This window comes from Flavisphingomonas formosensis, from assembly GCF_009755815.1.
Classification (GTDB): Bacteria; Pseudomonadota; Alphaproteobacteria; order Sphingomonadales; family Sphingomonadaceae; genus Flavisphingomonas; species Flavisphingomonas formosensis.
On record NZ_WRPK01000001.1, the window covers coordinates 991,270 to 1,008,248 of the forward strand.

Sequence of the window (16,979 nt, forward strand, 5' to 3'; positions counted from 1 at the left end):
GTCAGACCCTCCGTGCCCGTGCCGCTTCGGAGACATAGCCCGTCCGGTCGTGCGGCGATCGGTTGAGATCCTGTGCCATGGCGCGCTGCTTGGCATTTTCGCTGGCCTTGATCAGATCACCCTGGCGTGCGCGATTCTTGATCAGTGGCATCACGATCCGTGTTGCCAGATCGAGCGACAGCGCCCGCACGAAGCTTTGCGGAAAGCGGTCCTCGGTCACGCCGGAGCGGCTGTAGGCGAGCACGGCGTTCGGTTGGTCGCTATAAAGAATACCGGCTTCGATCAGATAGGGAATGCGCAGCGCCTCGCCGCCGCCATGGTGCCAGCAGGGCGCCGCCCGCTGTCCTGCCGTCGCGAAGGCGCCCACCGCCAGCGCCGGATCCTGCGGCGGCAGGATGCGCCGCGGATACAGCATGTCGTTCGGCACCGCATAAGCGCAAGCCCATTCGGTCGGACGGTCGTTGGGCACGGCGGCCAGCGCAACGCGCTTCGCCAGGAATTCCCAGTCATGCAGCTCCATCAGCTCGTCGCGGGCTGCCGGATAATGTTCGCGGCATTTCGCGGCAGGGAGCGATTGCTCGTCCAGCGAGGCGATGGATTTGCTCGGAACCTCGACGAGGGCGAGGTTGCAAATGGATATGATTGATGTGGCCATGACGATGACGCTGCCATCGGCATCGGGATTGCCGCCAGCGGATCGTACGGCATCGATTCGTTACAGGCGGAAATCGTCGCCTGTCCTGGTCTCGCGCCGTTATTATGGTCGGCTGCGGCTCATGCCAAACGACGCCCGCTTCAGCGCCCCAGCCTCGGGCCGCATCGTCTGCTGATCCTCCAGAACGGGCAATGCGCGCACCGCAGGAATCGGAGGCTTCGTGCGAGGCGACAGCGTGGCCAGCGCGACCAATGTCGCCGCAACGGCAATGCAGCCGATTAGCCGGGCGAGGCTCATCCCCCAACCCTGCTCATCCTGCCGGTCGCGCAGGAGAAGGGCCAGCGCACTATTCACCTGCCGCAGCCCCAAAGAAGATAAGGCCGGAGATGCCGACAACGGGCCGTGGTTTCAGCCATTGCTCCACCCTCGTCTCGGTGCTGATGCCCCGGCTGCTGAAACCGTGCGCAACGATCCGAAGGAACCGAGGGTCGTGCTGGGCGGTTCCTCTCTGCTGGATCCATATGCGACGAACGGCGCCGTCGATACGATCGATCGCCCACAGAACCAGACCGCTGAAATAAGGTGTTGGGAGGGTGTCGATCATAGGCTTGTCCTGTCGTCCGATGGAAAGACGGAGACGCGGGCGTTCAACCTGATCGAAATGGCCTTTTCCCGGCCGAGGTCTTTTCAGTGCCGGATCGCGAGCAAGTCTGGAGAGGTGTTCTCTCGCCCCGCTTCGGCATAGCGGCTGTCGCCCTGCCAGGGGGTTGCCATCTCCTGGACCGGTGGCGGCACGATGATCGGTGGTGCCGGCTCGGCTGCTTCGGCGCGTTCGGCCGGAATAACATCGGCGTCGAAGTCCGCAGGCTCGGCCATCGAGACCATGTCCTCCGTCTCGCCTGCTTCTTTCACCAGAGGCAGATCCCGTACGGATGGTGTGACCATGCCCGTACTGGAGCGCGCGTCAGGCGTGTAAAGCGGGCCGGATAGGGCAGCCGGCGTCAGCACCGCGATCTGCGGCCCGCTAGGTGCGATCAGCGCGGGATCCGGCGCGCTCGCGGCGAAGGCGGCAAGCGGGGAAGGGGCGGCGGCCCGAGGCGTCGTTGGCGGTAGCATCAGCATGGTGAGCGTCGTCACGCCGATTATCGCCCCCACGGCCTTCCCGGCTCGATGCGTCCAGATCGGGTTCATCGCGCTGCCTCCCGGCCGCCGCCCTCATTGTCCGCCGTCGCCGGCCTTCCCGCTGGCCGCGCTGCCGACCTTGTCGGCCGCATCGGACACGCTCTGGGCGGCGCTTGTAACCGCCTGATCGCGGCTGCTGGTCGAATGCTGGATGTTGAGCAGGTAAATAGCGCCGATCACGATCGCTATGATTAGCGCGGCTGCGATGATGACGGCGCCGCTGCTGGTCTTGCTCTCTACTATCGTCGTGCGGCTGCCATCTGTGTCGGCTGCGCGATAATCGGTCATGTCGTCTCTCCCTCTACGACAGCGAAAACCCTCTTGTCTTTTCCCGGTTCCGGATGATTATTGATTCTGCGCAGTGTGGCCGATGGAGATGAGATGGGTCTCAGCCCAGAAAGAGCGCGCCCGCGATCAGCAGGCCTGCCATTACGATCGCGCCTGCCACCCATTTTCCGGCGTGCACGATCGCATCGGCGCTCGGCGCGCCGGCCCTGTCCGCTGCCGGCTCCGTCTCCAGCCTGTTCACCAGAACGCGGATCAGCCGCGGTGCGTCGTCGCCGATCCTGGCCAGCTCGAGCGCAAGCGCGTCCAGCTTGGCGCTCCATCGATCGGGTGAGAGCCTCTCCATCAGGATGCGCAGCCGCGCCCGTTCGATCGAGGCGGTGAGATCGAAATCCGGCTGGATGGCGACGAGCACGCCGTCCATCGTGATCATCGCCTTGAAGATCAGCAGCAGGTCCGGCGGCAGCATCATGCCCTGCTCGCGCAAGAGTGGAAAGAAGTCGCGGACCAGTGCGCTTAGCACCAGCCGGCCGCCGCTGTGCCGCGCAACCAACCGTTCGGACGCGGCGAGTATCCGCTCGTGCGATGTCCCGGCCCCGCCCGACCAGACGGCGAGCGTATCGGCCAGCGCCGCGGGATCGCCGGCGCGGATGGCATGGATGAAGCGTAGAAATTCCTCGCGTCGGCGCGGGCTCACATGGCCGATCAGGCCGAGATCCAGCAGCGCCAGCCGGTTGCCGGTCAGGCACAGCAGATTGCCCGGATGCGGATCGCCATGGAAGCGGCCGTTGAGCAGCACCATGTCCAGAACCAGGTCGGCGCCCAGATCGGCAATTGCCTGCGGGTCGATGCCGGCCGCGCGCAGCGCCTCGCCGTTGCGCGGCGCGACGCCCGCGACATAGTCCATCACCAGCAGACCGGGTGAGGAGAAGCCCCAGTGGATCGCGGGAACGACGACGCGCGCATCCTTGGCGAAATCCGCGGCCAGACGGTCTGCGTTGCGGCCCTCATGGGTAAAGTCCAGTTCCTCGAGCACGGCCTGGGCGAGTTGGCGGACAAGCGCCCCCGGCGCGAAGCGGCGTGCCTCGGCACTTGTCCGTTCGGCCATCTCGGCGAGATGCGCGATCAACCTCAGGTCCGCCTCCATCCGCCGGCCGATGCCGGGGCGGCGGATCTTCAGCACCACGGCGCGGCCGTCCTTGAGCGTCGCACGATGGACCTGCGCCATCGACGCGGCGGCGAGCGGCGCCGGATCGAAGCTGGCAAAGGCCTGTTCCGGCGGCTGGCCGAGCGCGGCTTCCACGGCCTCGCGCAGCATCTCGAACGGCAGGGTGGGGGCCTGGCTGTGCAGCCGCTCCAGCTCCTCGATCCACTCGTCGGACAGGAGGTCGCGTCGCGTCGCGAGGATCTGGCCGAGTTTCACGAAGGTCGGCCCCAATTCCTCGATCGCGCGTCGCGTACGTTCGGGCAGCGTTCCGGCAGCGCTGCCTTCGCCCTCGTCTCCGTTGCTCAGGCCCAGCCGCGCCAGCAGCGCGCCCAGCCCATAGCGCGCGGCGACCGCGCCGATCTCACCCAGCCGATCGCGATCGCGCGCGGCCACCAGAAGCGTCTTGATCATAGGTTCGACATAGGGTTGCGCCCTGCGCTTGCGAAGGGCATTGGCTGCCCCTGCTCCGTTGTTAGACCCGCGCACGCCCCAGGCCGGAGGACGATCCATCATGTCTCACGCCATGCCCTACGTCGCCGATCCGAACCGTTATGACGGGCGCATGCCCTATCGACGCTGCGGCCGTTCCGGCCTGGATCTGCCGGCGATCTCGCTGGGTCTTTGGCAGAATTTCGGCGGCGCCGACGTTTACGAGACCGGGCGGGCGATCCTGCGCCGGGCCTTCGATCGCGGCGTCACCCATTTCGATCTCGCGAACAATTACGGCCCGCCCTACGGCTCGGCGGAGGAAAATTTCGGCCGCGTCCTGGCAAGCGACTTCGCCGCTCATCGCGACGAGCTGATCGTGTCGACGAAAGCGGGATGGGACATGTGGGCCGGCCCCTATGGCGATATCGGTGGCAGCCGCAAATATCTGATCGCGAGCTGCGATCAGAGCCTGAGGCGGATGGGGCTCGACTATGTCGACATCTTCTATTCGCATCGCGTCGATCCGAAGACGCCGCTGGAGGAAACGATGGGCGCGCTCGCCCATCTTCATCGCCAGGGAAAGGCACTCTATGTCGGCATTTCCTCCTATTCCCCGGCGCTTACCCGCAAGGCGGCGGCGATCCTGGCCGAGGAGCGGGTGCCGCTGCTGATCCACCAGCCCAGCTATTCGATGCTCAATCGGTGGATCGAGGGTGAACTGCTCGCCACGCTCGACGATCTCGGCGCCGGCTGCATCGCCTTCTCGCCGCTCGGCCAGGGCATGCTGACCGATAAATATCTGAAGGCCGTGCCGGAGGATGCGCGTGCCGGTCGGCCCGGCTCTTTCTCGACCCGCCTGCTGACCGGGGAGAATCTGGCGCGGGTGCAGGCGCTCAACGCGATCGCCACGGCACGTGGCCAGACGCTGGCGCAGATGGCAATTGCCTGGGTGTTGCGCGATCCGCGCGTCACCTCCGCCCTGATTGGCGCGCGCACTGTCGCTCAGCTCGACAATTCGCTCGACTCGCTCGCGCGCCTCGATTTCTCCGATGAGGAACTGGCCCGCATCGATGCGCATGCCGGCGAGGGCGGCATCGACCTGTGGGACGTTTCTTCGCGCATCGAGAACCTCCCGGAGGGGCCGGGGCCGCGCCGCTGAAGGCGGCTCAAGTCGACGAAGCGCTCGCGCCATGCTATTGCACACCATCGCCGGCAGGGTTTCGTAAGCGCAGGCGGCTGAGAGACCTGCGCGCTCCCGCTTACTGCCGAAGGCGCGTGGAATGCATCCGAATGAAGGCCATGGCCTCGGGGCGGCGCATGTCGCCCTGGGCGCGCATCCCGCGCTGCAGCGTGCCTATGTCACGCTCCGTAGCGGCGCGGAGTTCGTGATGGCCTATGCGCTCGGCGATGTGGGCGACGACGGCCTGCCGTCCTTCTATCGCACCCGCATGCTCGGCAACCAGCTGCGCGAGTTGGATCGCTTCCTGTCCGTCCTGACCGAGGAGACCGCCCTGTTTCTCGGCGATCCGGGGCATGACGGCGCTGCCTTCGCACGGCTGCGCAATACCGCCAACAAGCTCAGGCAGGTGCGCGCGATGATGGCGCTGGCGAGTGGCGACGATGAGCGTCTGCGGGCGATCGGACGGATCAGTGCGTGCCTTCATCATTGTGCCGGCCGGATCCACGCGGCGGCTCTTCGGCGGGATGTAATGATCGCGCACGGCGACGACGGCCGCATCGCCCGCTTCGATCCCGCCAGCCCGTTGCGGCTGGCGTCGCTGACGCGCATCCGCATCGGCCAATTCTACCGCGGTATCGGCGATATGTTGGTCAGTCAGGCACTCGTCCACAGGCAGGACGTTGACTTTCCGGCGCTTCGCCCCTATTTGGGCGGTGCTAACGTCGCCTGCGACGGAATTTGACGCTTTAAAGCGGATCCTTCCCTTCTCACGCTTCCAGCTCCGCCAATGAGGATTGGCGGGTTCTCTGTTCCGTGAAAGGAAGATCCCATGCCGATCGGCACAGTCAAATTTTTCAACACCGAGAAGGGATATGGCTTCATCGCGCCCGAAGAGGGCGGCGCTGACAGCTTCGTCCATATCAGTGCGGTCGAGCGGTCCGGTATGGCGACCCTGAACAAGGATCAGCGGGTCAGCTACGAGATCGAGACCGATCGTCGCGGCAAGCAGTCCGCCGTCAACCTCCAGTCGGCCTGAGACCATGGCCAAGGAGGATCTTCTGGTCCTCGACGGCTTGATCGACGAGGTTCTGCCGGACGGCCGCTTTCGCGTTCGTCTGGAGAATGAGCACAAGATCATTGCCTATACGGCCGGCAAGATGCGGCGCTTCCGCATTCGGACCGTTGTGGGCGATCGCGTCCAAGTCGAGATGACCCCTTACGACCTCGAAAAGGGTCGGCTCATCTTCCGCGAACGTACGCCCGGCATGGCCGGTCCCGGTCAAAGGAAGGGAGCGCGCCGTTAGCGTTTCCATCGTCAACAAGCATGCGTGCCTGCGCACGCCAAGGATATTATGTACTTCAAGTCTATCGTTACCGAATCCCGTTACCCTTTTTCTCTTTCCAAGCCGAAGCAGCCGGAGCCGCCTTATGCGACCATCTCCCGCCGCGAGTTGCGACGGCTCGTAGCCGAAATGGTCGGCTGACCGATTTTCCCTCTTCCCGGACCTATCAAGGAGCATGCGCATGTCCGCCACCAGCGATTTCTATCTCGCCCGTGCCGAAGAAAGCGCTCGTGCTGCCCGGGAGACCCAGCTGGTCAACGTCCGCGAACGGTGCCTGCGTGCCGAAGCAGCTTGGCAAGCTATGGCGGATCGCCTTTTGCGCAGCGAGGCCGAACGCAGGCGGCAGGCGGTCGAGCGGAGTGATCGCATGGAGGCCGGCCAGTGAGCCGGTCTTTCGTCAAGAAACTCAGCCCCCCGCGCCTTTCGCCCGGGGAGGCCGAACGCCAGGGCCGGGTGTCCAGGCTCGCTCTGGAGGCATTCGGCAGGACCGAAGCCGTCGCATTTCTGAACGCCCATGACGATGAACTGGGCGGAAGACCGATCGATCTCGCGATTGCGGGCCCCGATGGCCTAGCCGCGGTCGAAGCGGTTCTGGTGACCCGTGGGTCCCGATCGCGCTGAGGAGCCTGCGTGCAGGCCCCGTAGTTCGCCTTGCCGACGGTCATCGCGCCGAACGTCATGAAGCTCAGTGTCTCGCCAGCGCGGCCGCGATAGGCACCCTCCGCTTCGGAGAGATGCAGTGCCATCGCAGTGAAGCGCCACGCCTGATCCTCGGTACACTGGATCTCGCGCGTGGTGAGAGCCGCGAGGCCATAGACCTCGCCGAATCGGCGGACCAGCTCGGCCGCCCGGGTGACGGCGGCATGGGCCGGCGGATGATCCCAGCCCCAGCGCCAGCGGGATTCCGTCGGATCATAGCTGCCGATCAGCTGCACCGGCGCCATCAGCAATTCGCCGCCCGGCCTGCTGAACAGGATATGGCCCAGCCTCAGATCGGCATGCCAATGCTCATGATCGCCCAGGCCCCAGCGCGCGGCGTTGCGCTGCTGCTTCAGTTTCATTTCGCGTGTTGCCCGCCGGAAGGTAGCCTCCGGCTCCTCGCCATGTTGTTCGCCGATCATGCTTCCCTTCCCCAGGTGAAAAAATGCCACCGCTGCCCCCGAGCCGCAATGCGCGTGCTCGCCGGCGGAGATGGAAAGTTGGACATGCTGCTGTCGTGAGATTGTCATGAATCGCTGGCTATGCGGTCGAATCGGGTGCCGGCGTTCCTGCGGCATCCCTCTGAGGGAATGATGACCAGCCCGGCTTTGCCCGCGTTCGATCTGCCTGAAAATTGGGAAATAGTGGAGGGCAATATGTCGTTCTCTTCCTTCCGCCTCCGCGACTCGGCAAGTCGCAACGTCCTTGAGGTTTGCGGGGAGATCGATCCGCACGGGTCCCCCGCGACGATCGACGCCGGCCGCTTCGCCGCCGATGCCGCCGTGGCCTTCGGCGGCCGCATCCGGGAAATCACGCGGGTGACGACGCCATATGGCAAGCTCGGCTCGGCGATCTTCGATCTGCGCGATCTCGCTTACGCGCAGCTCTGGTGCCTGCACGGCGCTACTGCGCGGATCCAGGCCAGCTATTTCTGCAATGGTACGCCGAGCGGGCAGGAACTGGCCGAGGTGCGCGGCATCGTGCGCTCGCTGCGTATCGATGGCGGACCGGAGGCGACGCCGAAGAAGCGCTGGTGGCCCTTCGGCCGCTAGCCGCCGTTGATCCTCCCATTCCGGTAAGGGCGCTGGTCTCTGCCAGGATAAGCGAACCCCCAGCACGGCCACATCGCCTATTTCCGCGCGACGCCTAAGTCTCTAGAGACGCCCCGATGAAACTGACATCGCTATGGGGCGGGCGGCCATGACGTCGGGTCAGCCCCCCTTGATCGCCGTCGTCGGGTGCGACGGTTCCGGCAAGTCCACGGTGACGACGATCCTGCGCGACTGGATGGCGCAGGAGCGGCGCACCGCACTGTGCCATCTCGGCAAGCAGACCGGCAATATCGGGCGCCGCATCGCGCGCCTGCCGTTCATGGGCAAGCGGCTGGACAAGACGATCCATGAAAAGGCGCAGGTCGCCAAGACCAAGGGCGGGCCGGGCATCCTTACTGCGCTTGTCATCTATGCCTTCTCGATGCGCCGGGTGCGTCGTTTCCGCCGGATGCTCGCACTGCGCCGGCAAGGCTATGCGATCGTCGCGGATCGTTTCCCGCAGATGGCGGTACCCGGTCCGATGGACGGCATGGCCCTGGCGGATGTCGAGCTGCGCAATGCCGTGGTGCGCTTTCTTTCCCGGCGGGAGCAGGCGCAATATCGCTGGATGACCGCGCATCGTCCCGATCTGGTGATCCGCCTCAACGTCTCGCTGGAAACCGCGCTGGCTCGCAAGCCGGATCATCGGCCGTCATCGCTCGCGCGCAAGGTGGCGGATGTACCGCGGCTCAGCTTCCAGGGCGCGCCGATCGTCGACATCGACGCACAGCGCCCGCTGCCCGAAGTGCTGGAAGAGGCAAAGCGGGCGGTACGGGCGGTTCTCGACGCGCGCGACGGGGCGCCGCAGCCGCGATGAAGCGGTGGTTCGCGGATGGCGCGTTCCGCAGCATCCTTCGCAACGCCTCCTATCTGGGATCCTCCAAGCTGGTCGGTGCCGTGCTGGGCCTCGTCTCGCTCGGCTGCGCCGGACGGGGAATGACGCCGGCGCTGTTCGGCATGCTGGTGATCGTCCACGCCTATGCCACAGGCGCGGGATCGCTCGTCAAGTTCCAGACCTGGCAGTTCGTCGTCCGCTACGGCACCCATCCGCTGCAGGCGGGCGAGGCGGGCACGGTGCGCGATACGATCCGCTTCGCCTTCGGCCTCGACGTGACGAGCGGTCTGATCGGTATGGTCGCGGCGATGATCGCCCTGCCGCTGCTTGGCCCGCGCTTCGGCATCGGGCCGGAGGAGCTCACTCTGGCGCTGCTCTATTGCACGCTGGTGCCCACGATGACGGCGGCGACGCCCACCGGCGTGTTGCGGCTGCTCGATCGCTTCGATCTCATCGCCATGCAGCAGATCGTGACGCCGGCTCTCCGGGCGATCGGCGCGCTGATCGCCTATCATTTCGAGTTGGGTTTTCCCGGCTTCGTCGCCAGCTGGTACATCGCCGATCTGGCCGGCGATCTCACAGTGTGGGGCATGGCGGTGGAGGAACTGCGCCGCCGCTCGATGCTGTCGGCGCTGCGACCCGGCCTGTTCGGCACGGCGCGCCGCCTGCCGGGTTCCTGGGATTTCGTCTGGACGACGAACATCGCCCATTCGGTCTATGCCGCCTGGGGGCCGATCAGCAACGTGATCGTGGGCGCCATGCTCGGCCCCGCCGCTGCCGGCCTGTTCAAGATCGCCGGAACCATAGCGGATTCGGCGGGCAAACCGGCGGACCTGCTTGCCCGCGGCTTCTATCCGGAGATCATGCGGCTGGATCCGGCGACCAAGCGTCCCTGGCGACTCGCGCTGCGCACCGGACTGATCGCGGCGGCGATCGGCGCGCTGGTGCTGCTCGTGGTGTTCGTCGGCGGCAAGCCGGTGATCGGCTTCGTCTTCGGCGAAAAATATCTGCCCGCCTTCGGGCTCCTGCAGATCATGACCGCCGCGCTCATCCTCGAAATGGGCACTTTCCCCCTCGAATCGCTGCTCTACATGGTCGGGCGGCAGCGCGCGGCGCTGGCGGCGCAGCTTTCCTCCGCGCTGATCTATTGCGTCGCGCTGGTCGTGCTGTCGCATCTCTGGGGGCTCACGGGCGCGGGCATCGCCTTCCTGTTCGGTACGCTGGCGACGGCGCTGTGCATGCTGCTGCCGACGGTACAGAGCTATCGGCGGCGCGCCGTCTATGCCCGGCCGGTGCCGCCGGAAGAGGGGGCGCCGGCATGATCGTGCCGGCGCGCTTCGCCTCTGGGCAGGTGGAGGCGCTGTTCGATGCGGTGCTGGTCAACGACGTCGTCGAACCCAATACGAGCCTGCCCGACAGTATCGCTTTCCCGATCGACGACAGGTTGATCCAGGATTGCTTCGCTCTGGTCCTTCAGCTCTGGCGGGATGGAATCGATCGTCGCGAGGCGCGCATGCTCGTCGGTCGGCTGGTGCGCCATGCCGATCTCGATCCGGCGCATCGCGTCGCCTACAAGCATGTCCGCGCCAAGTTCAAGCAGCTCCGCTTCGCCTGCGTGCTCTACGATCGGCGTCATCGCTGCCCGCCGCTGGTCAAGGCGGTGACGACGCTGATGGGCCATGTGCAGGACGCCTTTCGCAACCGGCATCCGATGGCGGTGCGCGGTTATGCGCTGCTGCTGCGCCTTCTGCTTTCGCGCCCGCTCTGGGCACTGATGACGTGGGAGGCGCGCGTGCTCCGGCCGGAAGGCGCCGAGGGTTTCCGCCGCTATCGCACGGCCGAGATGCGCCGTCTTGCCGCGATGCTGGCGGCGCCGCAGCTGACCGGCGACGCCTTTCATGCGATGCGCAAGATCGTCAGCCGCTTCGTCGCCTTCATCGACGTGCTGCGCACGCTACGCCCCGGCGAGGATGTCTACCGCCTGTCCCGCTTCCTCAGCGCGATCAACGGCCTGATGGGTGCGATGCATGACGATCTCGTCGAGCGTCACACGACCGGTGCGCTCGATTACCATAGCGAGCCCGTAGCCCTGCCGCCTGCGATCCGGGACCGCATCGCCGCGCTGGTCGGGCGCTATGAGGAGGACGTGGCGACACTGCGCCACTGAGGCAATCTCTGACGGCGTTTGAGGGCTTTGCTCTTGCTCCCGGCCCCGCCTCAGCGTCCCGCCGCGCGCACCGGTGCGATCACCGTCTCGGCATAATGGTTCATCTCGGCGATCATGCCGTCCAGCGTGCGATGGTCCTCTTCGGCGGCATAGGCGTCGCGAAAGGCGACGAGCACTTCCTGCACGCCCATGTCGTCCAGTCGCTTGATGCTGTCCGGATTATAGACTTCCGGGCCCATCACCTGCATGTCGAACGGCGTGCCCTCGCGGCCGAACGCCTTGCGATAATCCTTCAGGCGATGGATCATGTCGGCCAGCTCGTTCATATGGCCGCCGGCGCTGATCCAGCCGTCGCACAGCTTCGCGGTGCGCTTCAGCGCGGGATCGCTGTGACCGCCATAGAGGATGCGGACCGGCTCGGTCGGCACCGGGCACAGCTTGATCCGCGGGATCTGGTAATATTCGCTGTCCCAGCCGAAATAATCCCCGGTCGAAAGGCCGCGGATGATCTGGATGATCTCCTCCATCCGCTTGCCGCGCGAGTGGAAGTCGGTGCCGGTCGCCAGGAAATCCTCTTCCCACGGCGACAGGCCGATACCGAACACGAAGCGGTTGCCGATCAGCGTATTGAGGCTGGTCAGCTGCTTGGCGAGCAGTACCGGGTGCCGGATCGGGACCTTCAGCACGGAGGTCGAGAATTTCAGCGTGGTCGTGCCGGCAGCCATCCAGGCCGTGACGATGAACGGATCGATGAACGGCACGCCGTCCAGAAATTCGCGCGAACCATCCGTATTATAAGGATATTTGGATTCGGCATGCTCGGGATAGCAGATGCTGTCCGGCAAGGTGAAGGTGTCGAATCCGGCCGCCTCCGCCGCCTTGGCCAGCGGCATGTAGAAGGATGGATCGCACATCGTCGAATGATAGCCGAACCGCATCGGGAGATCCTCTCGCTCGCGTCTTTGGCGGCGTTAGATCATGGCATCCCGCGGCAGGAAAGGGGAGGGCGGCGGCGGATTGGGCGCGCGCGCCCGTTTGCGGCCATCGCGATCAAGATGGCCGTTCAGCCGACTTCGCTCAGGCCGCCTCCGCCGTCCGGCACTCCACCGTCAGATGCGCGAGTTCGTGCACCGGCGCCAGACGGCGGCGGATCTGCTCGCCATCTGCGCCGGGCCGCGTCACCACGCTGACGATCGCGGCATGCGCCTCGGGGCCGACGCGCCAGACGTGAAGGTCGGCCACGCGGGCATCGCCGGGCGCCTCGATCAGCTCGCACACTTCCGCGGCCACATTGCCGTCGGTCCGGTCCAGCAGGATGGCGGAGGTGTCGCGCATCAGCACCCAGGCCCAGCGCGCGATCACCAGGCCGCCGACGATGCCCATTACCGGATCCAGCCACACCCAGCCGAGGAACCGCCCGCAGACCAGCGCGGCGATCGCCAGCACCGAGGTCAGCGCGTCGGCGAGCACATGCACATAGGCCGAGCGCAGATTATTGTCCCGGCTGAGCGCAGCATGGTCATGATCTGCGTGGGCGTGGCCGTGATGATCATGATGGTCGTCATGACCATGGTGGTGATGCCCGTGATCGTGGCCGTGGCCGAGCAGCAGCGCGCTTGCGATGTTCACCGCCAGGCCCACGGCCGCGATCAGGATCGCCTCGTCGAAAGCCACCTTCACGGGCGTCACCAGCCGCAGCGCGGATTCGACGCCGATGCCCAGCGCGATGATGCCCAGCACCAGCGCCGAGGCGAAGCCGGCGAGATCGCCGACCTTGCCGGTGCCGAAGCTGAAGCTGCGATCGGTGGCGTGACGCCGGGCGAAGCCATAGGCCAGCGCCGCGATGGTCAGCGCGCCGGCATGGGTCGCCATGTGGAAGCCGTCGGCGAGCAGCGCCATCGATCCGGTGACATAGCCCGCGACGATCTCGCCCACCATCATCACCGCGGTCAGCGCTACGACCCATATCGTGCGTCGGGCATTCTCGTCGTGGCGCGCGCCGAGATAGACGTGGTCGTGCGCGAAGCGGCCGGGATCGGGCAGGGCGGAGGCGGTCATGGCAGCGGTCCTATTTCGAATAGCGGCGGATCGCCGCCAGCAGCTCTTCGGCCCCCTGAGCCCGCTCGGCGTCGCCGAGCCCGGGCCGCGCGACATGATCGTGGAGATGCGCCTCGATCACTTCGTCGAGCAGCCCGTTGATCGCGCCGCGCGTGGCGGCGATCAGATGCAGCGTCTCGGCACATTCGGCCGCGGATGTGAGCGCCCGTTCGATCGCCGCGACCTGCCCGGCAATGCGCCTTACCCGCTTGAGCAGGGCGTCGTTATGGGAGGAGAGATGAGCCATATAGGTAAGGGGGGTATCCTATATGTGGGGTTGAAGCAATGTCTGGATCATATTTTGTCAGACTCTCCGCTTGACCGACTCCGATTCGATGTTCCACTTTTGTTCTAGAGGGTGGCCAATGGCTGCCGGATCGCAAATCGATGGAGTCCAGTCATGCAGCATGATCAGCCGCGGCGCTTAGCCGTGCGCCCCCGTTATCGTGAACCCGCCGCCTCGTCGCTGCCGTGATGCGGCGCAAGGGCGAGCGGACGATCCCGCAGCAGCTCGATCTCTGGTCGCCCGCGCATCCGGTGGCGCATGCGATCGCGACCGGCAGCGCCTGGTTCCATGCCTGGCAGATGCAGAAATGCACGCCCGTCGTCCAGCTTGCGAAGCAGACCGGCATCGCCGCGGCGCGGCTGGCGGGGATTGCGGCGGGCGATCGGCTCTCCCGCGCGGAGATCGACGCGCTCGCCCGTGCCTGGACGATCAGCGCGGCCGATCTGATCGCATCGCTGCCCGATCCCGCGCTGGTGCGCGATTGAGGAGGAAAGATGATGGAGCGTCGCGGTCATGGCGGATTCCTCCGATCGCTTTTTGGCGTCGCGCCTCAGCCATGTCGAGCATGTGGCCTTGTATCGCAAGAATCTACGCCTGGTCTGTCCGCGGTGCCGCAGGGTGCGGATCCTCAACGCGGCAGGGACATGGTGGCTGTTCACGCAGCGCCGCTGGAACGATTCCCTGAAGGACGCGTCGCAGCGGTTTCACTGTGGGGCCTGTTATGAGGCCGGCCATGGCAGGATCCGCCCGGCGATCCGCATCACCGATGAGGACGAAACCCCCGGCCACCAACTCCCCCCGCCGCCCGAGCGCGATTGGCGCCGGCTGGTGAGCCGGTATCGATCGTAAATCCGGCCTTCTATCTGTCGACGCGATAGCTGAGCCTCGGCGTTGCCGTCACGCTAGGCAAGCCGCAGCATCGAGGGCAAGCGGCGGATTGCCCGCAGCTATATCACGCCGGCGATTGCCCCTTATACACCGCGTCCATCGCCTCCTGGCCGAACATCTGGGTGACGAGGTCGGTCATGTCGGGATTGCGGCGCAGTTCGTGGCCGCCGTCCACCGCGAAGCTCTGGCCGGTGATCCAGGAGGAGTCCGGCCCGGCCAGGAAGCGCACCGCCCTGGCGATGTCCTCCGGCTCGCCGCCGCATTTGCCGAGCGGAGTCTGCTCCGTATAGCGATCGAGGAAGCTCTTCTCCGTGAACATCATGCCCGCCGCCTCGGTGCGGGTGAGGCCCGGGCGGACGGCGTTCACGCGGATGCCGGCGCTGCCCAGCTCCTCGGCGGCCGCGCGCACAAGCCCTTCGAGGCCGCTCTTGCCGGCATGGTAGGCGGAAAGATAGCGGAACGGCATCTTGCCGACATTGGAGGAGATGCAGACGATCGATCCGCCCTCCGTCATCAGCGGCGCGCCATAGCGCATCGCGATGAACGCGCTGGTGATACAGAAATCCAGCGTCTCGCGCACCGTCTCCACATCCAGCATCAGGAACGGCTTGAACGGCCCGCCGCCGACCAGCGGCACGATGATGTCCAGCCGGCCTTGCAGCGCATGCGCTTTTTCAAGCCCCGCGCGCACATCCTCCACCTTGGTGGCGTCGCCGGCATGATAGTCGATCCGCGCGCCGGGAATGTCCCGCTCGATCGCCGCCTTCACCTCGGCCAGTGCTTCGGCGCGGCGGCTCATGATCAGGACGGCGGCACCGTCCGCCGCCAGCACGCGCGCCGTGGCCGATCCGATCGCGCCCGAGCCCCCGGTGATGAACGCGGTCTTCCCCGCAAGCGGCTGCGTCTGCATGGCTGTTGCTCTCCCTTCGCTGCGGAGGCGGAATAGGGGTAAAGCCGCCGCGGCGTCGAGTGTGGCCGCCCTTCCACTCCGGCCATGTGCGGCCAAAGGGCCAGCTTCGGCAGATGCGGCGGCCGCGCCGTTCAGCCTGCCGCCTTGCCGTGCCGGCCATCCCCTTCTGCGGCATCGGCCGCGTCATAGGCCGCTTCGGCCGTATCGATCAGCCGCTTGGCCATCTCCTTGGCGGCGCGGGGCGAGAGCGAAAGGGCGCACCCGTCCGGCCCATCGACGATCACCACGCCATCTTCATGATAGATTTCGCCGGGTTCTTCCTGAATCTTGGGCGCCATGTGCCGCTCCATCACAGCTCGCTGACGGAAGAAAAATGGCCAGCGGTCGTGCCGCCGGCCAAGGCTTCGCTGCTCAGTCCGAAGACTGCGCGAAGATAACGTTAAATACTTGTCATGGTTCCGCTTCGGGCAGGGCGCTACCGGTTCAGGTCAGTGACTCCGTCGCTTGTGGCCACGTGTCGAGGGGAGGATGCTATCCTCTTCGCACGAAGCCCGGCCCCGTTCTTAAGGCACTGGTCCGCCAGCATCATCGTCAGCTTCAGCCGCGCGATCCGTTTGTTGGCATGTTGCGATCGCTGGTCCTGCGAATTGGTAGTGAGGCCGGTCGGCCGATGCGCCGCCCGAACCGCGCTGTCGGTGCGGTTGGCCTGCTGGTGCCGGACCCCGAGCACATCTCCCGACCGATCGATACGCTGCCGTTTTCCTTTCCGTGGCCTCGCAGAACGCTTATAATGTTGCGCAATAAAAGAGTGAGGAGAGGCAAGCCATGCTCGATCCCACGCGCCCCCACTGGGTGCCGTCAGTGGTTGCGCCCTCGCGCGACTGGGATGGGTGGCCCGGTTGTCGCCGTGGCGCCCGCTTCCTGATCAGCGAACGCGATCTGCGGCCCGACTACAGCGATTTTCCTGCCTTCGAGACGCGCGCGGAATGCCTGCGCTGGATCATGGCCCATCGCGCCGATCTCGCCCGCAGCGCCCCTGGCGCGCCGATCGTGCCGGTGGAGCTGGATCGCTGGCTGCTGGGTTTGGCGTAGTCGTTCCTCATTCTCCCCGTTCGCGGGAGGATGATCGCTCCTCACAAGTCGGCGGCCAGCTCAGCCCGCGTTTCCGGGCCAATGCCCGCCATGTGCAGGTAGCGCGGATCGTCGCAGGCGAGGATCACCGGCTCGGGGCTCTCGCGGAACGCCTGCGCCTGTTCGGCGGTGAAGGCGAAGCGCAGGAAATGCACGGCGGAGGTCTTGCCGTCCTCCCGGCTGCGTTCTGCATCGTCTTCCGGCACGCCCTTCACCCGCTCGGCGCCGATGCGGATCTCGAAACGATGCTCCACGCGGCCGAGCCCGGCCAGCACGCGCGCGCGCCGCACCGGATCGTCCACCTCGAACATCACCGTGGCGATCAGCTCGTTGCCCTGCGGGATGAGCGGATTATAGGCCGCCAGCTCGTCGGCGATCTGCGCCTCGCCGCCCTTTTCGATCAGCAGCATCTCCTGGATCTGGAACAGCATCGTCTCGAAACATTCGAAATAGAAGGTGCACCAGGGGCCGAGCGCGATCCGGCGCAGCGATTTCCGGGGCAGCAGCGCGGCGCGCCGGTCCTTGCGCTGCAGGCGGAATTCGGCGTCGGGAAGGATGTCGTCCCGGGTCACCTGGCGTGTTGCGACGGGCATG

Annotated in this window: 26 protein-coding genes; 12 read left to right on the forward strand and 14 right to left on the reverse strand. The window is 66.0% G+C overall.

Going from position 1 to position 16,979, the window contains the following annotated elements:
• Position 1 precedes the first annotated feature (1 nt).
• The 6 genes from GQY20_RS04825 to GQY20_RS04850 all read right to left on the reverse strand — a co-directional run bounded on the left by GQY20_RS04825 (position 2) and on the right by GQY20_RS04850 (position 3,740).
• On the reverse strand, positions 2 to 655 hold the full coding sequence (locus GQY20_RS04825) for a hypothetical protein (RefSeq protein ID WP_157215861.1): 654 nt from the start codon (positions 653 to 655) through the stop codon (positions 2 to 4).
• Between the two features lie 102 nt (positions 656 to 757).
• On the reverse strand, positions 758 to 952 hold the full coding sequence (locus GQY20_RS04830) for a hypothetical protein (protein ID WP_157215862.1): 195 nt from the start codon (positions 950 to 952) through the stop codon (positions 758 to 760).
• A gap of 49 nt (positions 953 to 1,001) precedes the next feature.
• Positions 1,002 to 1,259, reverse strand: a complete 258-nt coding sequence (locus GQY20_RS04835) for a hypothetical protein (protein WP_157215863.1) — start codon at positions 1,257 to 1,259, stop codon at positions 1,002 to 1,004.
• Between the two features lie 83 nt (positions 1,260 to 1,342).
• On the reverse strand, positions 1,343 to 1,846 hold the full coding sequence (locus GQY20_RS04840; RefSeq protein WP_157215864.1) for a hypothetical protein: 504 nt from the start codon (positions 1,844 to 1,846) through the stop codon (positions 1,343 to 1,345).
• 24 nt (positions 1,847 to 1,870) lie between these two features.
• A complete protein-coding gene (locus tag GQY20_RS04845; RefSeq protein ID WP_157215865.1) occupies positions 1,871 to 2,125 on the reverse strand; it encodes a hypothetical protein in 255 nt (84 codons plus the stop codon).
• 100 nt (positions 2,126 to 2,225) lie between these two features.
• Positions 2,226 to 3,740: an ABC1 kinase family protein gene (locus GQY20_RS04850; RefSeq protein WP_157216165.1), complete on the reverse strand. Its 1,515-nt coding sequence runs from the start codon at positions 3,738 to 3,740 to the stop codon at positions 2,226 to 2,228.
• 100 nt (positions 3,741 to 3,840) lie between these two features.
• On the opposite strand from GQY20_RS04850, the gene mgrA reads away from it, so the two are divergent.
• From mgrA to GQY20_RS04875, 5 genes are all read left to right on the forward strand, one after another.
• Positions 3,841 to 4,917 carry an L-glyceraldehyde 3-phosphate reductase gene (mgrA, locus tag GQY20_RS04855; protein WP_157215866.1) on the forward strand — a complete coding sequence of 359 codons (1,077 nt, stop codon included), beginning with the start codon at positions 3,841 to 3,843 and terminating at the stop codon, positions 4,915 to 4,917.
• A 121-nt stretch (positions 4,918 to 5,038) separates the two neighbouring features.
• Positions 5,039 to 5,680: a hypothetical protein gene (locus tag GQY20_RS04860; RefSeq protein WP_157215867.1), complete on the forward strand. Its 642-nt coding sequence runs from the start codon at positions 5,039 to 5,041 to the stop codon at positions 5,678 to 5,680.
• Positions 5,681 to 5,767: 87 nt separating this feature from the next.
• Positions 5,768 to 5,974, forward strand: coding sequence for a cold-shock protein (locus tag GQY20_RS04865; protein ID WP_157215868.1), 207 nt, complete (start codon positions 5,768 to 5,770; stop codon positions 5,972 to 5,974).
• A gap of 4 nt (positions 5,975 to 5,978) precedes the next feature.
• Positions 5,979 to 6,242: a translation initiation factor IF-1 gene (gene infA, locus GQY20_RS04870; protein ID WP_157215869.1), complete on the forward strand. Its 264-nt coding sequence runs from the start codon at positions 5,979 to 5,981 to the stop codon at positions 6,240 to 6,242.
• A gap of 220 nt (positions 6,243 to 6,462) precedes the next feature.
• Positions 6,463 to 6,666, forward strand: a complete 204-nt coding sequence (locus GQY20_RS04875; RefSeq protein WP_157215870.1) for a hypothetical protein — start codon at positions 6,463 to 6,465, stop codon at positions 6,664 to 6,666.
• On the opposite strand, the gene GQY20_RS33000 is transcribed toward GQY20_RS04875, so the two are convergent.
• Positions 6,581 to 7,558: a DUF6882 domain-containing protein gene (locus GQY20_RS33000; RefSeq protein WP_408641052.1), complete on the reverse strand. Its 978-nt coding sequence runs from the start codon at positions 7,556 to 7,558 to the stop codon at positions 6,581 to 6,583. The two genes, GQY20_RS04875 and GQY20_RS33000, sit on opposite strands and share 86 nt — an antisense overlap.
• Before the next feature lie 15 nt (positions 7,559 to 7,573).
• Here GQY20_RS33000 and GQY20_RS04885 point away from each other — a divergent pair, with 15 nt between their 5' ends.
• The 4 genes from GQY20_RS04885 to GQY20_RS04900 all read left to right on the forward strand — a co-directional run bounded on the left by GQY20_RS04885 (position 7,574) and on the right by GQY20_RS04900 (position 11,073).
• Positions 7,574 to 8,032: a hypothetical protein gene (locus GQY20_RS04885; RefSeq protein ID WP_198350832.1), complete on the forward strand. Its 459-nt coding sequence runs from the start codon at positions 7,574 to 7,576 to the stop codon at positions 8,030 to 8,032.
• Positions 8,033 to 8,180: 148 nt separating this feature from the next.
• Positions 8,181 to 8,888, forward strand: a complete 708-nt coding sequence (locus GQY20_RS04890; protein ID WP_157215873.1) for a nucleoside/nucleotide kinase family protein — start codon at positions 8,181 to 8,183, stop codon at positions 8,886 to 8,888.
• Entirely contained in the window at positions 8,885 to 10,228 is a 1,344-nt protein-coding gene (locus tag GQY20_RS04895) for a lipopolysaccharide biosynthesis protein (RefSeq protein WP_157215874.1), read from the forward strand. The genes GQY20_RS04890 and GQY20_RS04895 overlap by 4 nt, the downstream gene beginning before the upstream one ends.
• Positions 10,225 to 11,073, forward strand: coding sequence for a hypothetical protein (locus GQY20_RS04900; RefSeq protein ID WP_157215875.1), 849 nt, complete (start codon positions 10,225 to 10,227; stop codon positions 11,071 to 11,073). The genes GQY20_RS04895 and GQY20_RS04900 overlap by 4 nt, the downstream gene beginning before the upstream one ends.
• A gap of 50 nt (positions 11,074 to 11,123) precedes the next feature.
• Here the strand turns inward: GQY20_RS04900 and GQY20_RS04905 are convergent, their stop codons facing one another.
• The 3 genes from GQY20_RS04905 to GQY20_RS04915 form a co-directional block, all read right to left on the reverse strand.
• Positions 11,124 to 12,011 (reverse strand): TIGR03619 family F420-dependent LLM class oxidoreductase, encoded by an 888-nt coding sequence (locus GQY20_RS04905; RefSeq protein WP_157215876.1) that lies wholly within the window; start codon positions 12,009 to 12,011, stop codon positions 11,124 to 11,126.
• A gap of 139 nt (positions 12,012 to 12,150) precedes the next feature.
• A complete protein-coding gene (gene dmeF / locus GQY20_RS04910) occupies positions 12,151 to 13,131 on the reverse strand; it encodes a CDF family Co(II)/Ni(II) efflux transporter DmeF (protein WP_157215877.1) in 981 nt (326 codons plus the stop codon).
• Positions 13,132 to 13,141: 10 nt separating this feature from the next.
• Positions 13,142 to 13,417: a metal/formaldehyde-sensitive transcriptional repressor gene (locus tag GQY20_RS04915; RefSeq protein ID WP_157215878.1), complete on the reverse strand. Its 276-nt coding sequence runs from the start codon at positions 13,415 to 13,417 to the stop codon at positions 13,142 to 13,144.
• 227 nt (positions 13,418 to 13,644) lie between these two features.
• On the opposite strand from GQY20_RS04915, the gene GQY20_RS04920 reads away from it, so the two are divergent.
• Positions 13,645 to 13,941, forward strand: coding sequence for a hypothetical protein (locus tag GQY20_RS04920; protein WP_157215879.1), 297 nt, complete (start codon positions 13,645 to 13,647; stop codon positions 13,939 to 13,941).
• 28 nt (positions 13,942 to 13,969) lie between these two features.
• On the forward strand, positions 13,970 to 14,305 hold the full coding sequence (locus GQY20_RS04925; RefSeq protein ID WP_157215880.1) for a hypothetical protein: 336 nt from the start codon (positions 13,970 to 13,972) through the stop codon (positions 14,303 to 14,305).
• 103 nt (positions 14,306 to 14,408) lie between these two features.
• On the opposite strand, the gene GQY20_RS04930 is transcribed toward GQY20_RS04925, so the two are convergent.
• The 3 genes from GQY20_RS04930 to GQY20_RS04940 form a co-directional block, all read right to left on the reverse strand.
• Positions 14,409 to 15,254, reverse strand: a complete 846-nt coding sequence (locus tag GQY20_RS04930; protein WP_157215881.1) for an SDR family NAD(P)-dependent oxidoreductase — start codon at positions 15,252 to 15,254, stop codon at positions 14,409 to 14,411.
• Positions 15,255 to 15,385: 131 nt separating this feature from the next.
• Positions 15,386 to 15,592, reverse strand: a complete 207-nt coding sequence (locus GQY20_RS04935; protein WP_157215882.1) for a hypothetical protein — start codon at positions 15,590 to 15,592, stop codon at positions 15,386 to 15,388.
• A 137-nt stretch (positions 15,593 to 15,729) separates the two neighbouring features.
• Entirely contained in the window at positions 15,730 to 15,984 is a 255-nt protein-coding gene (locus tag GQY20_RS04940) for a peptide chain release factor-like protein (protein ID WP_232475884.1), read from the reverse strand.
• 95 nt (positions 15,985 to 16,079) lie between these two features.
• Between GQY20_RS04940 and GQY20_RS04945 the strand changes: the two genes are divergently transcribed.
• On the forward strand, positions 16,080 to 16,346 hold the full coding sequence (locus GQY20_RS04945) for a hypothetical protein (RefSeq protein WP_157215883.1): 267 nt from the start codon (positions 16,080 to 16,082) through the stop codon (positions 16,344 to 16,346).
• Positions 16,347 to 16,387: 41 nt separating this feature from the next.
• Here the strand turns inward: GQY20_RS04945 and GQY20_RS04950 are convergent, their stop codons facing one another.
• Positions 16,388 to 16,978, reverse strand: coding sequence for a DUF3501 family protein (locus GQY20_RS04950; RefSeq protein WP_157215884.1), 591 nt, complete (start codon positions 16,976 to 16,978; stop codon positions 16,388 to 16,390).
• Position 16,979: the final 1 nt, after the last annotated feature.

Bases quoted from the DNA above. Each gene is read 5' to 3' on its own strand.
- GQY20_RS04860 (WP_157215867.1), top strand. From the start codon at position 5,039: ATGCATCCGAATGAAGGCCATGGCCTCGGGGCGGCGCATGTCGCCCTG.
- GQY20_RS04840 (WP_157215864.1), bottom strand. From the start codon at position 1,846: ATGAACCCGATCTGGACGCATCGAGCCGGGAAGGCCGTGGGGGCGATA.
- GQY20_RS04915 (WP_157215878.1), bottom strand. From the start codon at position 13,417: ATGGCTCATCTCTCCTCCCATAACGACGCCCTGCTCAAGCGGGTAAGG.
- GQY20_RS04890 (WP_157215873.1), top strand. From the start codon at position 8,181: ATGACGTCGGGTCAGCCCCCCTTGATCGCCGTCGTCGGGTGCGACGGT.
- GQY20_RS04865 (WP_157215868.1), top strand. From the start codon at position 5,768: ATGCCGATCGGCACAGTCAAATTTTTCAACACCGAGAAGGGATATGGC.
- GQY20_RS04900 (WP_157215875.1), top strand. From the start codon at position 10,225: ATGATCGTGCCGGCGCGCTTCGCCTCTGGGCAGGTGGAGGCGCTGTTC.
- GQY20_RS04920 (WP_157215879.1), top strand. From the start codon at position 13,645: ATGCGGCGCAAGGGCGAGCGGACGATCCCGCAGCAGCTCGATCTCTGG.
- GQY20_RS04925 (WP_157215880.1), top strand. From the start codon at position 13,970: ATGGCGGATTCCTCCGATCGCTTTTTGGCGTCGCGCCTCAGCCATGTC.
- GQY20_RS04835 (WP_157215863.1), bottom strand. From the start codon at position 1,259: ATGATCGACACCCTCCCAACACCTTATTTCAGCGGTCTGGTTCTGTGG.
- GQY20_RS04830 (WP_157215862.1), bottom strand. From the start codon at position 952: ATGAGCCTCGCCCGGCTAATCGGCTGCATTGCCGTTGCGGCGACATTG.
- GQY20_RS04935 (WP_157215882.1), bottom strand. From the start codon at position 15,592: ATGGCGCCCAAGATTCAGGAAGAACCCGGCGAAATCTATCATGAAGAT.
- GQY20_RS04850 (WP_157216165.1), bottom strand. From the start codon at position 3,740: ATGATCAAGACGCTTCTGGTGGCCGCGCGCGATCGCGATCGGCTGGGT.
- GQY20_RS04825 (WP_157215861.1), bottom strand. From the start codon at position 655: ATGGCCACATCAATCATATCCATTTGCAACCTCGCCCTCGTCGAGGTT.
- GQY20_RS04945 (WP_157215883.1), top strand. From the start codon at position 16,080: ATGCTCGATCCCACGCGCCCCCACTGGGTGCCGTCAGTGGTTGCGCCC.
- infA (WP_157215869.1), top strand. From the start codon at position 5,979: ATGGCCAAGGAGGATCTTCTGGTCCTCGACGGCTTGATCGACGAGGTT.
- dmeF (WP_157215877.1), bottom strand. From the start codon at position 13,131: ATGACCGCCTCCGCCCTGCCCGATCCCGGCCGCTTCGCGCACGACCAC.
- GQY20_RS04895 (WP_157215874.1), top strand. From the start codon at position 8,885: ATGAAGCGGTGGTTCGCGGATGGCGCGTTCCGCAGCATCCTTCGCAAC.
- GQY20_RS04875 (WP_157215870.1), top strand. From the start codon at position 6,463: ATGTCCGCCACCAGCGATTTCTATCTCGCCCGTGCCGAAGAAAGCGCT.
- GQY20_RS04930 (WP_157215881.1), bottom strand. From the start codon at position 15,254: ATGCAGACGCAGCCGCTTGCGGGGAAGACCGCGTTCATCACCGGGGGC.
- GQY20_RS04950 (WP_157215884.1), bottom strand. From the start codon at position 16,978: ATGCCCGTCGCAACACGCCAGGTGACCCGGGACGACATCCTTCCCGAC.
- GQY20_RS04845 (WP_157215865.1), bottom strand. From the start codon at position 2,125: ATGACCGATTATCGCGCAGCCGACACAGATGGCAGCCGCACGACGATA.
- GQY20_RS04885 (WP_198350832.1), top strand. From the start codon at position 7,574: ATGACCAGCCCGGCTTTGCCCGCGTTCGATCTGCCTGAAAATTGGGAA.
- GQY20_RS04905 (WP_157215876.1), bottom strand. From the start codon at position 12,011: ATGCGGTTCGGCTATCATTCGACGATGTGCGATCCATCCTTCTACATG.
- GQY20_RS33000 (WP_408641052.1), bottom strand. From the start codon at position 7,558: ATGCCGCAGGAACGCCGGCACCCGATTCGACCGCATAGCCAGCGATTC.
- mgrA (WP_157215866.1), top strand. From the start codon at position 3,841: ATGTCTCACGCCATGCCCTACGTCGCCGATCCGAACCGTTATGACGGG.